The sequence below is a fragment of the Halobacteriovorax sp. JY17 genome (genome assembly GCF_002753895.1).
In the GTDB taxonomy this organism is placed as follows: domain Bacteria; phylum Bdellovibrionota; class Bacteriovoracia; order Bacteriovoracales; family Bacteriovoracaceae; genus Halobacteriovorax.
The window spans coordinates 632037-652068 of sequence record NZ_NJER01000002.1; the positions used below are offsets into that span (position 1 = coordinate 632037).

Below are 20032 nucleotides of genomic sequence, written 5' to 3' on the forward strand. Positions count from 1 at the left end.
CAAATAGCGGAGGGTATTATGAATAAGATTGCATTAATTCTATTAACATTTTCTTTAGTTAGTTGCGGCAAAGGTGAAGGTTCGGGCGTATTGTCAAAGGGCTTGAGCGACGAATCAGTTTCTAACTCTTCTTTGATCGACTCTTCAAAGGTGATGCTTTCTCCGAAGTTTTATGAATTAGATATTCAAAAATTCTTCTATAAGAAGGAAGTTCTTCCAAGTACAGATAAGAGATATGTCGAAATTCAAACTGATCATGTGAAGGAGGAAACAAAGTTAAATAATCTTACTCACTCCAAAGGTTTGAAGGAAATTCTCATAAAAGGAAAGAATTTAATATTTTCTCCAGGCAATTCTCAGGGATTATATGAGCAGTTAAACAATATGACAGATATTGTAAAAGTTACGATTGAAGCTGAGACTGTAGATATTTTAGAAAGCATGAAAATTCCAAACGCTAGTCTGCATATATCATCAAAAGAATTAAATTTTTTAAATCATGCCAGCATTGATTTAACCCCTTTGGGCTTTTCTCAAAGAGCAACTCATCCATCGAATGGAGAGGTGGGAAGAGATGCTGGAGAGATCATCTTAGCTATTAAGAAGCTAAATTTTGATCCTCAGAGAAAGTCTGCTCTCTTTATTTTAAATGGTGGAAAAGGACAAGCGGGTTCATCTGGAATTAAGGGAGCTAACGGTTCAAGGATGAGAGATTTGGGCGGAGGTGTTGTTTTTAAAAGAGAAGAGATTGAAAGTTGTGAAGTTATTGATAACCCAAGGTTTGATAGGGTCAAAGTAAATAAGAGGCTACACTGTAGTACTACTATAAGAACAGAAGGTACGAACTCTAGACCTACTAACGGCGGAAACGCTGTCGCTGGCTCTAGGCCAGGACTTGGTGGAAAGGGAGGGGAATTTATAAGTTACATCGATATTCCTCGATCATTAGTTCTGCTTCAAGGCGGAAAATCTGGTCAAAGCGCAGGAACTATTCGTGGGGGAAATGCTGGAAGTCCTACGATCTCATTTCATCAAGATATTTTTGTTAATCGAAATGGTCATCGTGTCGTAAGAAGTAGTGTTAGAGGAGTATCTTCTAAGGGGGCAGATGTGATTTCACCTTCGGCCCTAAAAGAGAGTGGTGAAGATGGCTTCTTCGATATATCTCCTCTTATTAAAAACTGGGAAGGTTTAGGGTATTTAGAAAAAGAATTACTCTATGCTAATGATCTCTATATAAATAATCATATTGAAAGAGCAAAGGAGTCCTTTGCAAAAGTTGATAAAGGATTAAGTTTCTTAGACGTGAGAAAGGTGGGAGTTAAATCTACTTTTTTGAAAGGAGCTCTTAGTGAAAAACTTCTGAAAATAAACTCTCAAAGAGATTACTATGGGCATTCAATAAACTGGGTTCCTAACTACTCACTTGAAGCAAACTTCTCTAAATTTAAAACTGACTTAGATTATTCATTAAAAACTCTATATCTTACTTATTGGATAAAGAATTCTCAAAAATCTATTGAGAGCAAAGTTGAGGCCCTTGAATCTTTTCAAGATAGTCTGACAGAGGGGATAGAAAAGGATAAGGAGAAATATGAAAACCTTATTTCAAAGATTCCTCTACTAAAAGAAAAGATTGATGAGTTTAGAGTTGAAGAAGAATATTTTGCGTCTGAAGTGAAAAGAGTTGAAGCTGAAATAGAGAGAATGGCGAAAGATAATATTGTTGATCGAAATAAAGTCCCTTTCCTTAAGAAAGCTCTTGGAACAGTTGCAGCTCTTTCAAATGTTATCCCTGCAGGAAAACCTGCTTTGGGATTAATCGGCTCAAGTCTTTCTATCATATCTAATAATATAGGAAGTAAGCGTCCCCTTATGGATACGATCAAAGATGCTTCAAGCATTTACAATAACTTTAGTAATTTAAAGTTAGAAGAATCTAGCAAGAATTGGAATGAGGCTTGGTCTAAAGTAAAGATTAGTAGAGTTAGAGAAATTAAAGATAAGAAAGAATTAAAGGAATACTTATCAGCTGTAACAGACTTCTCTGCACCAATTTTAGAGAGTCTAAAAGAGCAGGCAAAGAATTGGAAAAGGAGAGAGGTTTCATCTTCCGAAATTTCAGCGGAAATAGAAAAAATTAAAAGTACTCATGAAGTTTTCAAGAAAATAGTTAAGAGTTTAGAGAAGTTTATGAATAAAAAGAATGCCCTTGTTCGTGAAGTGAATATGATACAGGGGAATATTTCGAAGACTCTCGCTTCTATCTATAGCAGCTTTGATAAGATCTCTCAAATGAGTTATCAAAAAGATAAATTAATCAATGGAGGAGATATAAATATAACTCCACTTTTAGAAAGTCTTGAAGAAGAGACTAAAAGTAGAATCCTAAAGTATCACTATGAAGTGGCAAGGGCCTATGAATATAGATTATTAAGGCCTTACCTTAGAAGTATTAATTTAGATATTGTACTAGAAAAAATGAAGTCAATTGTAAGCAGCGATCAAAGCGCTCATCTCTCATCTGGAGACTACGAGTCTTTAAGTGGTCTCTATACTTCTGAGCTCTCTTCTATAGTGGATGAAACTCTCTCTGAACTAAGTCGAGAAGGATTACCTCTACAAAGAGAAAAAGTTCTGCAGCTAAATAAGCAAGAAGTATTGGCATTAAATAGAGGAGAAGATATTTATTTAGATTTAATTTCAGAAGATGTTTTCTCCCGAGAGATGGAGGATATTAGAATAAATAATATTCTTGTTGAAGATATGAACGTATCAAATAGTGGTGAATTAGGTCGAAGTGCAGAAATTTCTTTAGAGCTAGCATATTCTGGAGAGAGTTATATTCGAAAGGGGGATAGGACTTATATTTTTGAAAAGGATACCAATGCTGAAAAGACAAAGTGGGGGGCGACTCTAGATCTCATTAGCGGAGAGATCTCCTCCATTGGAGCGAGTCCTACAGCTGAATCTCTAGTCGGTTCTCTTATTGGGACGGGTAATATAGAAGATTTAATGCTTCTTTCTAGACCCGGTGGATTAACACAGTTAAAAGTGAGGCTTAGAAAAAGCTTATCTCCAGGGGTTAAATCAACATTTGAAGGAGCGAGAATAAGATTAATTTATGATTATAATATTTTTTAAATCGTGATATATAAGAGGGAAAGGATGATTTGTGAAACGTTTGATCTTCTCTCTTATTATTTTAATTTCTCTTGTGTTGATATTCTTTTTCTATAAAAAGAAAGAGATAAATAACCCTCTAGAAACCACTTCTTCAAAAAGTAAAACCAGTCTTAAGGTAGGAGAAGTGAGTGATCAGAAATCCAATCTGAATGAAAGGTCGAATACTGATGAGTGTGATACCTATAAGAAAGTCTTATCTGATCCAAAGCTTGAAAATTTAGAAAATAGAAGATGGTCTAATTTCCATATTAAGCATACTGATGGAGAAGTTTATCGAATCAGATACTTCTATGATGATGGCCCTAATGGCGAATATAAGAAAACTATTTTATATAAAGAAGATGAAACGGAATTTCCTCATATTGTTAAGACTTATAGAGGATTTGAGTCTGAAGAACTAAAAGGTTATTTCAGCCAAGGAGAAATCATTTGGCAAGAACAAGCTTATGAGACTATTTACGAAGGCAAGGCGGTCTACTGGCGGAAAATCAATGATGAATTTGTAGATTTAAACATTGATGAAGGACTCAGTTGTCTTTAGTATTAAAGTAGTATCAGAAATTATCTAAATGTTATGGAGTGACATGGGGCAATCAAGTTCAACCAAGAGGGTTCTCTTATCATCTGTTAAAATGGCCATCGCGACATTTTCCAGCAGAATTCTAGGGCTTGTTAGAGAGCAGGCTATTGCTGCTGTCTTCGGTGCATCTGGTATTACTGATGCTTTCACAATTGCTTATCGCATTCCTAACATGCTTAGAGATCTATTTGCTGAAGGGGCCTTCTCATCAGCATTCGTACCTACTTTTACAGGCGTTAGAATTAAGAATGAAAAATTGGCCAAGGGCTTACTGTGGTCAATGGCGGCCCTTTTAACATTAATTACGGGAGCAATCTCTATTGGAATAATGGTTTATGCTAGAGAAATAGTATTGGCCCTTACCAATGAAGTTTTTAATTCAGATTTAGAAAGACTTAATATAACAATAGGCCTTGTTCGTATCATGGCGCCTTTTCTTGTTCTTATTTCATTAGCAGCATTATTTATGGGGACTTTGAATACTTTAAAAGTGTTCTTTGTTCCCTCCTTTGCACCCGCTCTTTTTAATATTGCTATGATTGGCTGTATTTTTATTTTACCCGATCATTTAAAAGTTTGGGGGCATCACCCAGTCTATTCCTTAGGAATTGGTGTGATGCTAGGTGGTTTTGTTCAAATGATTGTTCAAGTTCCACTTCTCCTTAAGAAAGGTTATGGTCCTCAAGGCCCTTTTAAATTAGTCAGCACAGATTCAAAAGTCATATTAAATAGAATTGGAATCGGAACTATTGGGATAGCTGCGACTCAGATCAATGTTATCGTGACGACAATTCTAGCGACAGGAACGGTTGTTGGTGCTGTTTCTTGGCTTACATTTGCCTTTAGACTATTTCAATTTCCAGTGGGAATTTTAAGTGTTTCAATCGCAGGTTCAAACTTAGTTCATTTCAGTGAAGCTTGGAAGAATGGCGATAGAGAGAAAGCGATTAGTTACCTTTCGACAAGTTACTTCCTCTCATTTTTGACTATCGTTCCTGCAATGGCCTTATTATTTGCTTTGGCAAAGGAGAGTGTCCATCTCGTTTTTGAGAGAGGGGCCTTTGACGGTAATGATACGGCAATGACTTATCTTGCTTTAAAATTTTACTTAATTGGTCTCCCTTCATATGGCCTTTATAAAATATTTGCACCAACATTCTTTACTTTGGATAAGCCTAAGATTCCTGTGATGATTTCAGTCTTTGCTATTCTTTGTAATATTGTATTCTGTGTTTATTTTACTCCAAAGTATGGTTATTGGATTCTCGCCCTTGGAACAAGTCTTTCAATGATTTTGAATTCAGCGATTCAGGCAACTTATTTGAAAAAGCTTTTAGAAATTCCTTGGACTTTCTTTTTTAAACTAAGAATTTTAAAAATCATCATTGCGGGGCTTATAACTTATGTCGCAACGCTGCAACTAAATGGTTATTTATTTGTTTATTCGGACCCATTTTTTAAGAAGTCATTTATGTTCTGTCTCTCGGGAGCCGTTGGTGCTCTATGTTATGCGGGAATCTTGGCTATTTTTGGAGAGGGGAGAGAGCTTGTAAAATTACTTAAAAGAAAATAAAGCTATAAGAAATTCAATAAGTTTCTTGTTTTATGACTTTTAAATAGGTTAAACTTATAGAGAATATTGACTCATGGAGTATGAATGAGAACTGATTTTGAAACACTCAAAACATTAGCGAGTTATTCAATAAATAACTTAAAAGAAAATAAAGTCATCGAATTCGATATAGAGAAGAGAGAAGCGCTTATCGATGCGATGGCAACTGAATATGGTGTGAGCTTTGCAACTGATGAAGATGTGAGAGACCAGGCCATTGAAGAAGTAGAAGAAAAGATGGGAGACATGGTTCCAGAAGACATTACTGAATCAGAAATGTTTAACCATGCTAGAAAAGAAATTATCAAGTCTTTCAATGGTGAAAATATTGGTGGTTTATACTTAGTAGAGTCTCTTCACCAAATTGCAACAAGAATGGCAAACTTCCTTTTAAACTGTGATCTTATTGATGATGTGTTTGGAACAGATGAAGATATTCATGCATTTCTTGTTAAGAAGATTAGAAACTTCTCTCCTAAGAAAAACTAAATTAATTAGATTAAAGAAGTATAGTGTTAAGCCGCTCATTGAGCGGCTTTCTTGTATGCACTTTTCTCATTGATGTAGAAATTCAAAAGTCCGAAGGACCTCTTCAAAGTATGGACCTTCGATTGCACCATTTAAAATACTGCTTCTACTCTTGGCCAATAGGTAGGCATCATTAATATTGTCTTTTATGAGGTAGCAATCAAAGTAGACTCGCTCGCTAACGTTTTCTGTTGCGGTACCTTCAATATGAATAATATCTATTCTTCCCTCTTTATAAGGGATAAATTCTTCAAAGACTGAAGGGATATCGATGACTGTTTCTTCGGGATCAAAGATTAACTTTAGCTCTTCTAGTTTTGATACAATGATTTCGTCAAGTGTTTTACTACTTAACGCCTTAGTTCCATCAAACCATTCAAAGTCAGCTCGCCAGTCATATCTTGTATCAGTTCTCTCAAAGACGGCCTGAGTAGATTCATCTTTAGAGTGAGCTTGAGTTGTATTGGTCCACCAGCTTGGTAGGAAGAAGAGGAAGTTCTTTAATTCAAATTCTTTCGCATTTTCGACGTAAGCTTGGTTTTCCTCTTTGATCGCTATCATGGAATAGATTGCATAGAGCAAAATACCACCAAAAATTAGCCATTCTATGAGTCTTGAAAATTCCATACGAAGAAAATACTGAAGGTTTCTTCCTCTGTAAACGTGATTTTAGTCTTATTTATCTCGTAATTTCAGACATTTATTGAGTTTAAAACTATTCCGCTAAAGTTTTAAATAAAGATTCCCGATAAACCAGTGAGATATAATAAATGCAGGTGTAGTGACCTGTAATTTGGAGAAGTAGAGATGAATTACTCAAAATCAAAGACAACATGGAAGCACTATCTTATTGTAGCGGGCTTTTCTTTGACTCAATCATTAGTGGCCTCGGCAGATCAAGGTGTATTCAATGATTGCCAATATGCTGGCGAGAGTAAAGAGATGTGTTACAAAATGGTCATGGCTTCAGAATATGGTGGTGAAATTGACTGTGTTGAGTGTTTATTCTACGAAGCACCAGAGCAAAATAAGTTAGCTGAAACTCTAGGGGTTGTTGCTGGGCCATTAGCCTTTTTAGGAGCATCATACTTCGGAGCAAAGTATCAGTATAAAGGTCAGAAAGCTTGGGCCAATGCTTACGAGTCAGGGCATACAGCTTGTACGACAAGATTTAATTCATATTTAAATTATTCGACTGAAAGAGGGGCAACTCCTATTTCTCCTGGTGATGCGGAATCATTTGCTAGTTCTTGTGGAGCTGGCGGATCTCTTGGTATCGGTGGAGGCTACGGTGGTTACGGTGGTTACGCCGGTAACGGTTTTGGTGGATTCGGAAATTCATTTGGAGCAGCAGGCTATTCGCCTGGTTTCATGGGTGGAATGATGGGGCCTAACTTTGGTGGCGGAATCTCAGGTGGATTTGGTTATCCTGGAATGGGTGGCGGCAGTATGGGCTTTGGCGGAGGACTAGGTTTTGGCCTTGGTCTTGGTGCAATGAATGGTCTCTTCGGTGGCGGAAACGGCATGGGCGGAGGTCTAGGCGGTGGAATTAATATTGGAATCGGTGGCGGATTAGGAAGCGGAATGGGTGGCGGAATGTACCCTGGCGGATTCGGCATGGGTGGAAATCCATATGGTGGAATTTACGGCGGAATGGGTGGTGGATTCGGTTATCCAGGAATGGGTGGCGGAATGTACGGTGCAGGAATGGGAATGCCAGGTTTAGGCGGTGGAATTAATATCGGCTTAGGCGGAGGTCTAGGTGGAGGTCCCGGTGGTTATATGGGCGCTGGTTACCCTGGAATGGGTGGTTACCCAGGAATGGGCGGTGGAATTAATATCGGTCTAGGTGGCGGTCTAGGTGGCGGAATGGGTTACCCAGGAATGGGTGGCGGAGTTAATTTCGGTGTTGGAAATCCATACACTAGTGGAATGTACAATGGTGGCCTTGGAGGCGGTGGTTTCACTGGCGGAATGGGTGGATATCCAGGAATGTACGGAAATGGAATGTATAATAATGGCATGGGTGGAATTTATGGACCGGGAACTGTTCCTGGGTCTATGGGATTAAATCCATGGGGTAACGGTGGAGCTAATGGTTCTTACTGGAATAATTCAGGTGGTTGGAACGGTGGACTTAATAGCCAGTATCAACAACAACAGCAACAGCTGCAACAACAGTATCAGCAAAGGGCAGATGTTCAAGGACAGGTGCAAGCTGGTTATGCAAGAGCGCAAGGAAATCAGATAACAGGACAGGCAGCAAGCTCTGCTCTTTATCAGAATTACCAAAATGCAGCTCAGGATCTCTACTCTAATTCATACTATGGTGGAGGAAATACAGTTAATCCATATGCAAATGGATCAATGTATTCTGCTGGAAACTTAGGTCTAAACTTTGGTGTTAGTGCCGGAGGATATGTAGGCTTCTAAATTAAGTCCAAATAAATTTATAAATATATGTGCCTCCCTAGTGGAGGCATTTATTTATCTCTAGCGAGATGGATATTATTGGAGAAGAGTTGAAAGTAGTACTTGTTACAAGTCAACTTAACTACATGCCTAAGAATTACTCAAAGACCATTGAGGGGATTCTTGCGTCTTCTGATGGGAGAATTACTAGTCTCATTGAAATTGAAAATCTTGATTATAGTTATATTAAAAGTGGCTTAGGTCTTATTTTCTATGGAGCAAGAAATTTTGGTTCACAGCTTTTAAAAAACCTTATTAGAGCGAGGTTCTCTTCTAAAAAATCTCTCTGTGATAAATATGAAGTTGAACATAGAATGTTTAAAAGTATTAATAATAAAGAAGCTGTCTCTTATTTGAATTCAGAAAAATTTGATTTACTCATCAATCTTCGGACTAGATGTATTTATAAACGTAAGGCCCTCGAATCAACAAGGCTTGGGTGTTTAAATATTCACCATGGACTTCTTCCTAAGTACAGAGGAACTATGTGTGATCTAAATGCTCTTAGTGCAGGCCGAAGTGCAGGATTCTCCATTCATATGATGGATGAGAAAATTGATAACGGTGACATTATAAGAGTTGTTGAAGTTTCATCAAGTGAAAGAGATTACTTTAAGTACTTAGAGCAAACTAGAGATTTTGAAGTAGATGCGATTAAAGAGTTATTGGATTATATTTCAGAACATAATTCTCTTCCAAAAGGCTTAGTTAATAAAAGTGAAGATAGTATCTATACAAAAACTCCCGATATAAGTGCTGTAAGAGATTATATAAGAAAAGGAATGATTTTATGAAGTCGTACGTTGTCTATCATGGTTCCCCTGGAACGGCAGAAGATTTTGAATTTCTAAAAGAGAAACTTGGCGATGTAACAGTATTAAAAAGAGGTGAGAAAAAAGACTCTGATATATATATTGGCTACTCTTTTGGAAGCTATTTTGCACTCAGAGATTTTGCAAATAATCCAAAAGCAAAGAAGTTGATTCTAGTCGCTCCATATCTATATTCAGAAGCTCTTGGGTTTGGAAAGAAGTTACTTATTGGAAACTCTTTTCTCGCAAATTTAATTATTCCAAAGATGTCTGAAAAAATTATCGAGAGCTTACTCGTAAAGTCCTCTTCTCCAAAGAGTGTTCCCGATGAATTTCGCTCTATTGCAAGTAAGTACAGAAATGTTGAAGTATTGAGAGAAGCGGCCCTTGAAAAAGATATTACTTCCAGACAATTAAAAGAGTTAGCAGACAAAGTCAAAGGAAGAGAAATTCATATTATTTGGGGAGATAGTGATGAGTCCCTAACTTCTGATCATAGAAGTAAGATAAAGAGTCTCTTAAAGGCAAATGAAATCGTACTAGAAAAGACTGGTCATGCAATTCCTTGGACTGATCGTGAAGAGTTAGTGAAGAACTTGGAATGCTTTTCAAAAGATTCTACTGAGCAGAAAACTGGTTACTATGACGGAGAAGATAGTCGCAATAATGTGGCAACATTTCTAAAAGAACATGTAAGAGAAAATCCAGATAAAAGTGTTCTTGCTTGGGTTGATTTATCAAAGATTGGAAGTTGGAGTGGAAACTTAAATGAACCTCTACCTCATGAAACAATTAGCGTAAAAGACTTAGATCATCTTGTTTCAAAAATATCAAACGGTTTAATAGATTTAGGAATAGAAAAGGGTGATAGAGTTATTATCTTTATTCCAATGTCTCTACAGCTTTACGCTGCAATGTTTGCACTTCAAAAGATTGGAGGAATTGCTGTATTTCTTGATAGCTGGGCCAGAAGAGATCAAATGGGAGTCAGTGCTGAGACTGCTGATCCTAAGGCCATTATTTCCCTTGAAAAAGCGTTCCAATATTTAAGTGATGTAAGAGAAATTGGAAATATTCCTATTAAGGTCTCGGTAGGACCTACTGAAGGAGAGTATACTTCATCGCTAGAGAAGCTAATGAGTTTTGAAGCGAATGAAGAGGTTACTCCTGTTGAAAAAGAGCATACAGCTCTTATTACATTTACGACAGGAAGTTCTGGTAAGCCTAAGGGAGCAGATAGATCACATCGCTTTCTTTCGGCACAACACTACGCTTTAAATCGTCATATTCCTTATGTGGATTCTGATGTTGATCTTCCTGTATTTCCTATTTTCTCTTTAAATAATTTGGCCGCAGGGGTAACTACTGTCATTCCTGCAATTGATGTAGGGGCGCCATCTGAAAAAGATCCATTGGTTTTGATTGCTCAATTTCTAACTATGAAAGTTACATGTACAACTTTGTCTCCTTCATTATTGAATGCAGTTAGTGCTTTCTGTTTGAAGAATAATTTAAAACTTAATGGATTAAAGAGAGTTGTAACAGGTGGAGCGCCTGTATCGCGAGATGATGTAAAGAGAATTAAAGAAGCAGCTCCTAATGCTGAGATTCTCGTCCTCTACGGCTCTACAGAGGTTGAGCCTATGGCCCATATCGAAGCAAAAGATATGCTCGCACAAAAAGGGAGTAGCGATCCTGAGATTGTCGAACCCGGTGTGAATGTAGGAAAGTTTGATACAGGCTTAGAAGTTAAGTATATCAAAATTAAAAATGAAAACCTTTCTATTTCTAAGAATGAGGATTGGGCCGACTTAGAAGTTTCAAAAGGAAGTCCTGGTGAAATCATAGTTTCAGGGGAACATGTTTGTCGAAATTACTTCAATAATGAAGAAGCTTTTAAGAAATCTAAGATTGTTGATGATAAAGGTCGTGTCTGGCACAGAACAGGAGACCTTGGATTTGAAGACGAAAAAGGTGATCTCTGGTTAGTTGGACGTGTCCATAATGCAATTAATAGGGGTGGTGAGTATTGCTTTCCTGTGAGAGCAGAAATCATTATGAAGAAAATTTCCTTGATTAAGCATGCTGCCTATCTTGGAGTTGAAGACTCTAAGTTGGGAGAGAAACCTATAGCAGTATTTTCTGTAAAAGATGGGGCGAGTGAGGCTGAGGCCATAAGTGAAGTCTCTAGAATGCTTAAAAAGAATAAAATTACATTTGATGATGTCATTGTTGTTGATCATATTCCGATGGATCCGCGACATCACTCCAAGGTGGAGTATCACGTTCTAAGGGCAACTCTTAAGGAAGCGGGAAAAATTTAGTGAAAAGGTTTAACTCAAATTATTCTGACAGAGAATATCTAAAAGATAGGTTTAAATGGGTGAGATTCTTTATTGAAAGATTTGATCCTATTAGTCATGTCTTGATGATATCGCTCTTTATTGCTGGTCATATTGTTTTAGTGAAAAATGATCTTTCAGGTAACTTCGTTTTAATCTTTCTTGGTACAACTATTTTCTTTTTTAAGCTTAGATGTTTTGATGAAGTTAAAGACCTAGATCTTGATATGAAAATAAATCCAACAAGGCCACTGCCACGAGGACTTCTCTCCGTCTTTGATATGAAAGATGCAATTATACTGTGTTTGATCTTTGAAAATGCCATCTTTTATTCCATTGGATTGAATGCTGGAGTTGCTATGAGTATAGCGTCAGTATATTCCCTTATAATGTATAAAGAATTCTTTCTAGGGGATTGGTTCAGAGATAAGCTGACAAGTTATGCAACAGCTCATACGCTCGTTACTATTCTTCTAAGCTTGAGTGTCTTTAGCGCTCTCGTTAATAAACCTCTCTACTTACTAGATAAGGAGTTGTATTTCTTTTCTATAATTAGTTGGCTTCTCTTTAATATATTTGAACTTGGAAGAAAGACTTTCTTACAGAGTGAAGAAAGGGATCAAGTTGAATCATACTCAAAAGTTTGGGGAAAGGGTGGAGCTGTTATTCTTGTCCTAGTACACGCTTGTATTGCTGAAGTGATTCTCGCTTTAGGTGTTGGGCTCACTTCCTTTTTTGCAAAGGTCTATTTTACGAGCTCTTTTGCCATCTTTACTTTAATAGGAGTGTTCTTTCTATTTAAAAAGACTGGAAAGAGTGGGGCTTTATTTAGAGGCTACTCTTCATTTTATATTATTCTTATTTATTCTGGTATTATCATTGAGAAATTACTCTAGGAAATATTATGCTTTTAATTAATAAAAAGACGACAAAGAATTTCGCTAAGAAACAGGCCGGAGGGAAGGGGTATAATCTCTACTTACTGGCAAGAAAGGGAATAAATATACCTAGTTTCTCAGTTATACCGTCTTATCTCTTTGAGGAATTTGTAAAAAGAAATGCCTTAGGAGATAAGATAACAAATGCCCTAAGTAATCTTTCTTTTAAAGAAGCTGCCGCTGAAATTGAAAAAGTTATTCTAAGTGGAAACTTTATAGGTCCTGAAGAAGAGGTTATCTATACGTTGATTAAATCATTTAAAAGTTCTCACTTCTCTGTGAGATCTAGTGCTGGTGATGAAGATGGTGGAGAACATTCTTACGCTGGGCAATTATCTTCTTATCTCTATGTCTCATCATTGGAGAAATGCTTGGAGTCGGTCAAGAAGTGCTGGGCATCAGCTTTTTCAGAGAGATGCTTAGTCTATAGAAAAGAAAACTCAATTGAGCTAGAGAAGATACTTGTTTCTGTTGTTATTCAGGAAATGATTGATCCGGATGCTAGTGGGGTTGTCTTTACCTGTAACCCAGTGACAAATAACATAGATGAGTTGATGATTAATTCCGTTTACGGAGTTGGTGAAGGACTCGTTTCAGGATTACTTGAAGGGGATACTTACCTTATAAGTAAGGTGGATCAGTCTCTAGTGAGTAAGGAGATTGTAGAAAAAGAAAAGGCCTTGAAAGGGGATTTTGAGAATGAAAGAATAGTTGAAGTTGAAGTAAGTGAAGATAAGAGAAATATAGATTCTTTAAGTATTGAAGAGCTTAACCAGTTATCAAAAATCTCTATTCAGATTGAAGAACTCTACCAATGTGCACAAGATATTGAATGGGCCTTAAAGGATGGAGTTTTCTATATTCTTCAAACAAGGCCTGTGACAACACTAACTGCTACAACTAAGGGGATATTAAATCTCTGGGATAATTCAAATATTGTTGAAAGCTATGGTGGAATAACAAAACCTCTCACTTATGGTTTTGCTCGCTACGTTTATAATCAGGTTTATATTCAGTTCTGTGAAGTGCTAATGGTTCCGCAGAATCATATTAAAGAAATGAACTTCTTTTTAAAGAATATGCTTGGACTCTTCTATGGGAGAGTTTATTACAATCTCTTCAATTGGTATAAATTAACAAGTATTCTTCCTGGCTATAAGTTTAATCGTCAATTTATGGAAACTATGATGGGAACTAGTGAATCACTTGGAGATGAGATTGCTGAGAGAATAAAGCCCCCTAAGTTTCATGATAGCTTCGGTTCAAGAATTCGAAAGTTTCTAACAGGGTTTAAGTTCTTTTACTTTCATTTAAATATTCAAAGTATTGTAGATAAGTTTCTTACCGACTTTCACCGTATTTACGATGTTTATCGAAGTAAAGATTATTACTCAATGACTGCAGATCAGATTTACGATGAATATATGGGGCTTGAGAAAGATATTCTTTGGAAGTGGCATGCACCAATTATTAATGATTTTCTCTGTATGGTTCACTTTGGAGTTTATAAGAAATTAACTGAAAAGTGGCTCGATCATTTAGGGCAAAACTTTCATAATGATCTCTTGGCCGGAAATGGGAATCTTGAGTCTGCAGAACCAACAAAGCAGTTAATTAGACTCTCTGGCATAGTTGTAAAAACAGAAGGGTTGAGAGAATTTATCTTTAAAAATGAAAATGACTACTTACTTGAAGCTCTTAATCAATCAGAGTATCAAGAATTTTATGAACTCGTTTCTACTTATTTAGATAAGTATGGGTTTAGATGTATGAGTGAAATGAAGTTAGAGCAAAAAGACATGCACTTAGAGCCTAAGCTCTTCTTTGTCTTTCTAAAGAATATCATTAACTCAGGACAAGTTGACTTAGAAGAATTTGAAAAGAGAGAGCACGAGATTCGTGCTAATGCTGAAAAGCTTTTAAAAGATAATATAAGTGGTATTAAGGGTATTATCTATTCTTGGTCTCTAAAACATGCAAGAAAAGCTGTTATGAATAGAGAGAATACGAGATTTTGTAGAACACGTATCTATGGTGTTGTTCGCTCTATGTTCTATGCTATGGGAGAGAATTTCGCAAAGAACGGAATTATTGATAGAGATGAAGATATTTTCTTTCTAGATTTAGAGGAGTTGAAAGGAGCTTTTGAAGGAACTAATTCAGTTCAAAACTTTAAGAGAATCATCGAAACTAGAAAACTTGAGTACGCTAGTTATGAAGAAAGTGAGCCTGAGAGCCGGTTTATGACTAGAGGTCCGGTCTATTGGAAGAATAATCACTTTCCTGCACCAGTGGTTCTAGATCAAAATATTGAATTAAAAGAAAATGAAATGCTTGGTCTGGGTTGTTGTCCTGGAATAGTTGAGGGAGTAGTGAAGGTGATTATATCTCCCGACGATAATCTAGAACTAAATGGAGAAATTCTTGTTACCCATAGAACTGATCCAGGTTGGATTCCTCTTTATCCATCTGCAAGTGCTCTCTTAGTTGAAAGAGGTGGATTACTTTCTCATTCAGCAATTGTGGCCAGAGAAATGGGGCTTCCAACGATTGTCTCTATTAAAGGACTCACAAAGAGACTTGAAACAGGAATGAGGATACGAATTAATGGAGAATCTGGATTAATTGAAATTTTAGAATAAAAAAGGCTCCGATTGGAGCCTTTAGTTTTAAATTTTGAATTATTCTATTTATTGTGGATAAGCGTTTTAATTTGATGACGGAAGATAACTTCTATCTTGTCTTGATCAATTGTCTTATCAACAACACCTGGACCAAATTTTACGTGGTCAATAATATCGCCTTGAGCAAATTGTCCACGAATAGAGTAAGGTTGAGACTTTGCAGTAGCAGAGTTTATTGCCTCCATCCAAAGATCAGCAACAGAAGTTGTTGTTTTAGATGTCTTTCTAGTAGTTTTCTTTCTCGTTGCCGCCTTCATTTTTACTGCTGAAGGATCTTTGTAAGCATGTGTATTCTTACACGTTCTACATTCAACTCTATGAATTGTCTGTGCGTCTTTCATCGCAACGATTGTATGTGCTAAAGTAAGCTTACACTTAGAGCAATAGGAAAGAACTTCTTTTCCTACGTTTAAATCAGACATTCTGATACCTTTGTTTTGGATTTGTTATAATGAATTGTTAGTATAATAGGATATAAAGATCTTTGAACAAAGTAAAGACGGAACGCAATGCAAATATGCACAATAATCTACTAGAAAAAGCTAAAACACTACCTAATAAAGCCGGTTGCTATCTAATGAAGAGAATTAGAGCGGGCGAAGAGACTGTTTTATATGTAGGTAAAGCAAAAAACTTGAGAAATAGAGTCTCAAGCTATTTCAATAACTCATCAAAGTCTCCCAAAACGGAGATATTAGTCTCTCATATAAATGATTTTGATTTCATTATGACTGATTCAGATGCAGAAGCATTTGTTCTAGAAAATAACTTAATTAAGAAATTTTCTCCAAAATATAATATTCGTTTAAAAGACGATAAATCTTACCCCTACGTTTGTGTGAACTCAAATGAAGAGTTTCCAAGAATTATGTATGAGAGAAGACCGAAGAAACAGAAAAACGTAGAAGTCTTTGGTCCCTTTGTCGTAGGTAGTAATATTTCTGAGGTTATTCGAATTCTCACAAAGTCATTTAATCTTAGAGACTGTACTCTTAAAGACTTTAATTCAAGAAAGGAGCCTTGCTTACTCTATCAAATGAAGCAATGTTCAGCACCTTGTGTGAACTATATTTCTAATGAAGAATATAAGAAAGACCTAGATCTTGCCCTTAGTTTTTTTAGAGGAGCAGGAACAAAAGGATTGAAGGAATTAGAAAGACGAATGTTTCAATTTGCTGAAGGTGAACATTTCGAAAGGGCCGCAATTCTTAGGGATCATATTTCTGTTTTAAATGAATTTTTAAACTTCTCAAAACAAAATAATGCCGAAGTCTCTCATACGGTTAGAAACGTAGATATTCTTGCTTATCATGTCGGAGATATAGAAGTAGATATTTCTCTCTATATGATGAGAGAGGGAGTACTTCTTGGTCATAAGAGTTTTCACTTTCCTTCCATAGACTGTAGTGATGATTTTGACGATGAAGTCGCTCAATACATCTTTCAATACTACACCACAACTTTTGATAAGCTTCCTGATCGAGTGATTACAAGCTTTCCTAAGAGCTTAAATGAAACTCTACATATTGCATTTAAACAAGTTCATGAACTTGATATTAAATGTTCAGCTCCGGGGAAGAAATTTGAGTCTTTAATGAAGCTAACTAAAGACCATGCCTTTGAACACCAAAGAGTAAGAATTTTAAATGAAGAAAGTACCTATGTCGGTCTTAATAAACTTAAAGAACTCTTAGGATTAAAAGAAAGACCCGTTACTCTTGAGTGTTATGACGTAGCTATCTTTCAAGGAAAGTCTCCCACTGCCTCTCAAATTGTTTTCAATGATGGGCGAGCAGATAAGAAGTCTTATAGACATTATCATCTAGAAGAAAGACCTGAAGGGAATAATGACTTTGCGATGATGAGTGAAGTTATTAATAGAAGAGTAAAAAAAGGCTCACTTCCTGATGTCTTTATTGTCGATGGTGGAATAGGACAGGTCAATATTTTCTTAGAGGCCCTCAAAGATCATGATATCTCTATACCTGTTGTTGGAATTGCAAAATCTAAAGTAGATAAGAAATCTAATTTCAAATCAAAAGAAGTTGTGAGAAGTGAAGAGCGCTTAATTATTCCAGGAAGATCAAACCCGTACTTGCTGGCAAAGTGTAAATCTTTATTTCGAATTATTGTTCAAATGAGAGATGAGGCCCACAGGTTCTCTAGACGTCTTCATCATAAAGAAGAAAGAAAGAAGCTGATTACAAGTTGGGTAGATCATGTGGAAGGAGTAGGTCCTGTCGCTAAGAAAAAGATTCTATCTAATTTGGATTTATCTATAAAAGAATTGAAATTAATGAGTGAAGTAGAAATTCAAGAATACTTTGTTGTTTCAAAGAAAATTGCAAAGGCCATCGTAAAAACGCTGGCCCTGTATTAATGGATGCTAATTTATAATATGAATCATCTTCTTGTTGCCTTGCCCGCACTCTGGACATCTCGCCGTTTCTTGCACGATTAGATTTTTAAAATCTGATAAATGAGTTTGAACTAATTTTGCATTACATATATTGCAGTTATCCATGTGTTTCTTTACTTGATCTATATCACCATAATACTCTTCAAATTTTTCAAAGCGGAAGTCTAGTTCTTGTGACATTTAGTCATCTCCTTGCAGGTATTAAATGTACTAATATATTTTTCGGGATATTTTGGACTTGGCTTAATTTGTGATATGTTTATTTCAATTTAGGGACCAATTTACCTAGTAAGCCCTTAAAATTAGATGAGATTAATTGAGCGAAATGAGTAAATACCAAGAAATTAGAAGTAAAATCAGCAAGATAGATAATGGAGAGGGCATTGCAAAGTTCTACTCAGGAGCTATTTTTGATCAAACGAGCTGGTATACATCTAGATTTGAAGAGCCTGAAGTCTCTAGCAAAGTCTCTCAAAAGGTCGAATCGTCTCCTCGTGCTATAGAGAGACCTAGTGCAGAAGCATCACCAATGAAGAAGGAAGTGTTAGATTCTTTGGCCAAGAAAGTTGAAGAGAGTGGCGCTGTTCAATCAAAGTTTGGGAATATTATTAAGGATGTTCGAACCTCTCTTTCTGGAAGTCAGCTTAAATTAACTCAAGATGTGAATACATATAAAGAAATGATTGAAAGAACTTATACAGATTTTAAATTTGATGATTTTAAAGAGGTCACAACTTTAATTGTAGGAGAGAGAACTCTCTCTGAAATTAGTTTAGAAGATAAGCACTTTAAAACTAATCATGATACTTCTGAGCTCCTAGGAAAGATGATAATTCCAATGAAGTTAGTGGAGGGAGAGTTTGTTCGAACTTCTCTTGTTGGAAAAGATGAGGGCGAAATTTTTCAAAACCTTCTCTGCGAAATTTCGCTTTTTAAACCACAAGTGGTTATCTCTTTGGGAGCAGTTTCTACAAACTTTCTGTACGGAAGAAAAGAGAAGCTATCTAAGATCCATGGAAGCGAAATTGAAAGAGCGATTGAAAGTGATGGAAGTGATGTTAAATTTACACTCTTTCCAATTTTTCATCCTGATTTATTAGAAATTAATCCTTCAATGAAGAGAACAGCATGGATGGATCTTCAAAAAGTCATGAAATACTTAGGTAAATTATAATATTACATTGAGACCTTTTTAAAATAAGCATACAATAATGAAGTGATAACTCAGGATGGAGTTTACTTGCATAGGAAATGCTTCTTTTTAATTATTTTATCTCTTGTATCTTTCTATTCATTTGGAGAGATAACTCCTGTATTAATCGCAGGAAGCCCTGAACCAACTATTAGAGTTCGTGTTAGTAAGTCACTTAAAAATGTCATCATTTCTGGAACAGATTTAAATAGAACATTTCATATTGGAAATCAGAAGAAGTCTTTTTCAGGCCGAAAGAAGATAAAGTTCAACTGCAATCTCTTTGGAAAGAACGAAAGATTTAAAGATCGTGGCCCAACTCTTCTTGCTTCACTTAACTCAATGACTGGACTTGTAACTGTTGGCGACAAGAAATATATGGGAACAGTTGATATCGTAAGTTCTGTTGGTAACGATAGTTGTGATGTTGTTCAAGAAACAAAATTAGAAGACTATATTAGTGGGTTATTGGCAAAAGAAATGAATAGTGCGTGGCCCATTGAAGCACTTAAAGCGCAAGCTGTTGCCGCGAGATCCTACGCTCTTCACAAAATGGAAACAGATCATGTTTCAAAAAACCTTGGGCGAGTAGCACATTACGATCTTGAGAGTTCTGAAAAACATCAAGTCTCGGGGACATTTTTTGACATTACTAGGAATACTGACCTTGCAACTTCTGAGACGATGGGAGAGGTTCTTATCACTCCCAGCGGTAAGTTGACTCCAATATTTTTTCACGCAAAGTGTGGAGGAAAAATACTGAGGCCAGACCAGGTATGGAGTAATGCTGTTAGCGGCTACGATGCAAATCCTAAAGGAGATTACTGTCATGGTCATGGACTTAAGGACTGGGAAAAAGAGGTAACGTATGAGCGCTTTGTCTCTTTTATAAAATGGCTACAAAAGAAGAAGTTAATTAAAGTTTCAAATAAAATTACAGGTCATAAGAAAATCAAAATTCTAAAAGATGATAAAGATAAGAACCATATGCGACTTTACTGGGGCGACTTACATATCGTAATCAAGAAGCCTCTCTTTAGAAGATATTTTGGAAGGGTACTATTTCCATCGAATAATTTTGAAATGAATTGGAGTAGTCCTAAAAAGGCCTTTTTAGTAAGTGGAAGTGGATTAGGGCATGGTGTAGGGATGTGTCAGCTTGGGGCTCTAGATCTAGCGAAGAAAGGCTGGGGTTATCGTAAAATTCTCGCCCATTACTTTCCGGGTCATAGATTAGAAAAAGCATATTAAAAAAGGCTTCTTTCGA

The 20032-nt window shown here is 36.3% G+C and carries 15 protein-coding genes; 12 read left to right on the forward strand and 3 right to left on the reverse strand.

What is annotated here, in order from left to right:
- Positions 1–18: 18 nt before the first annotated feature.
- From CES88_RS11210 to CES88_RS11225, 4 genes are all read left to right on the forward strand, one after another.
- The gene (locus CES88_RS11210) at positions 19–3144 is read left to right on the forward strand and encodes a hypothetical protein (protein WP_290734366.1); all 3126 of its coding nucleotides are present in this window, start codon (positions 19–21) and stop codon (positions 3142–3144) included.
- A 31-nt stretch (positions 3145–3175) separates the two neighbouring features.
- A complete protein-coding gene (locus CES88_RS11215) occupies positions 3176–3727 on the forward strand; it encodes a hypothetical protein (RefSeq protein WP_290734368.1) in 552 nt (183 codons plus the stop codon).
- Positions 3728–3755: 28 nt separating this feature from the next.
- Entirely contained in the window at positions 3756–5339 is a 1584-nt protein-coding gene (murJ, locus tag CES88_RS11220) for a murein biosynthesis integral membrane protein MurJ (RefSeq protein WP_290734370.1), read from the forward strand.
- 84 nt (positions 5340–5423) lie between these two features.
- Complete coding sequence (locus CES88_RS11225; RefSeq protein WP_290734372.1) at positions 5424–5867, forward strand: DUF507 family protein; 444 nt, start codon at positions 5424–5426, stop codon at positions 5865–5867.
- Between the two features lie 66 nt (positions 5868–5933).
- Here CES88_RS11225 and CES88_RS11230 read toward each other — a convergent pair whose 3' ends face one another.
- Positions 5934–6533 (reverse strand): hypothetical protein, encoded by a 600-nt coding sequence (locus tag CES88_RS11230; RefSeq protein WP_290734374.1) that lies wholly within the window; start codon positions 6531–6533, stop codon positions 5934–5936.
- Between the two features lie 180 nt (positions 6534–6713).
- On the opposite strand from CES88_RS11230, the gene CES88_RS11235 reads away from it, so the two are divergent.
- From CES88_RS11235 to CES88_RS11255, 5 genes are all read left to right on the forward strand, one after another.
- Positions 6714–8339, forward strand: a complete 1626-nt coding sequence (locus CES88_RS11235) for a hypothetical protein (RefSeq protein ID WP_290734376.1) — start codon at positions 6714–6716, stop codon at positions 8337–8339.
- An 89-nt stretch (positions 8340–8428) separates the two neighbouring features.
- Positions 8429–9172 carry a formyltransferase family protein gene (locus tag CES88_RS11240; RefSeq protein ID WP_290734377.1) on the forward strand — a complete coding sequence of 248 codons (744 nt, stop codon included), beginning with the start codon at positions 8429–8431 and terminating at the stop codon, positions 9170–9172.
- On the forward strand, positions 9169–11514 hold the full coding sequence (locus tag CES88_RS11245) for an AMP-binding protein (protein ID WP_290734379.1): 2346 nt from the start codon (positions 9169–9171) through the stop codon (positions 11512–11514). Before CES88_RS11240 ends, CES88_RS11245 begins: the two co-directional genes overlap by 4 nt.
- Positions 11514–12428, forward strand: coding sequence for a hypothetical protein (locus CES88_RS11250; RefSeq protein WP_290734381.1), 915 nt, complete (start codon positions 11514–11516; stop codon positions 12426–12428). The genes CES88_RS11245 and CES88_RS11250 overlap by 1 nt, the downstream gene beginning before the upstream one ends.
- A gap of 8 nt (positions 12429–12436) precedes the next feature.
- Positions 12437–15112: a phosphoenolpyruvate synthase gene (locus CES88_RS11255; RefSeq protein ID WP_290734382.1), complete on the forward strand. Its 2676-nt coding sequence runs from the start codon at positions 12437–12439 to the stop codon at positions 15110–15112.
- Positions 15113–15156: 44 nt separating this feature from the next.
- Here the strand turns inward: CES88_RS11255 and CES88_RS11260 are convergent, their stop codons facing one another.
- Positions 15157–15576: a hypothetical protein gene (locus CES88_RS11260; RefSeq protein WP_290734384.1), complete on the reverse strand. Its 420-nt coding sequence runs from the start codon at positions 15574–15576 to the stop codon at positions 15157–15159.
- Positions 15577–15638: 62 nt separating this feature from the next.
- Between CES88_RS11260 and uvrC the strand changes: the two genes are divergently transcribed.
- Positions 15639–17534, forward strand: coding sequence for an excinuclease ABC subunit UvrC (gene uvrC, locus CES88_RS11265; protein ID WP_290734386.1), 1896 nt, complete (start codon positions 15639–15641; stop codon positions 17532–17534).
- A gap of 6 nt (positions 17535–17540) precedes the next feature.
- Here the strand turns inward: uvrC and CES88_RS11270 are convergent, their stop codons facing one another.
- The gene (locus CES88_RS11270) at positions 17541–17753 is read right to left on the reverse strand and encodes a hypothetical protein (RefSeq protein WP_014243245.1); all 213 of its coding nucleotides are present in this window, start codon (positions 17751–17753) and stop codon (positions 17541–17543) included.
- A gap of 145 nt (positions 17754–17898) precedes the next feature.
- Between CES88_RS11270 and CES88_RS11275 the strand changes: the two genes are divergently transcribed.
- Together CES88_RS11275 and CES88_RS11280 are read left to right on the forward strand one after the other, a co-directional pair.
- On the forward strand, positions 17899–18747 hold the full coding sequence (locus tag CES88_RS11275) for a hypothetical protein (RefSeq protein WP_290734391.1): 849 nt from the start codon (positions 17899–17901) through the stop codon (positions 18745–18747).
- Between the two features lie 66 nt (positions 18748–18813).
- Positions 18814–20016, forward strand: a complete 1203-nt coding sequence (locus CES88_RS11280) for a SpoIID/LytB domain-containing protein (protein ID WP_290734393.1) — start codon at positions 18814–18816, stop codon at positions 20014–20016.
- Positions 20017–20032: the final 16 nt, after the last annotated feature.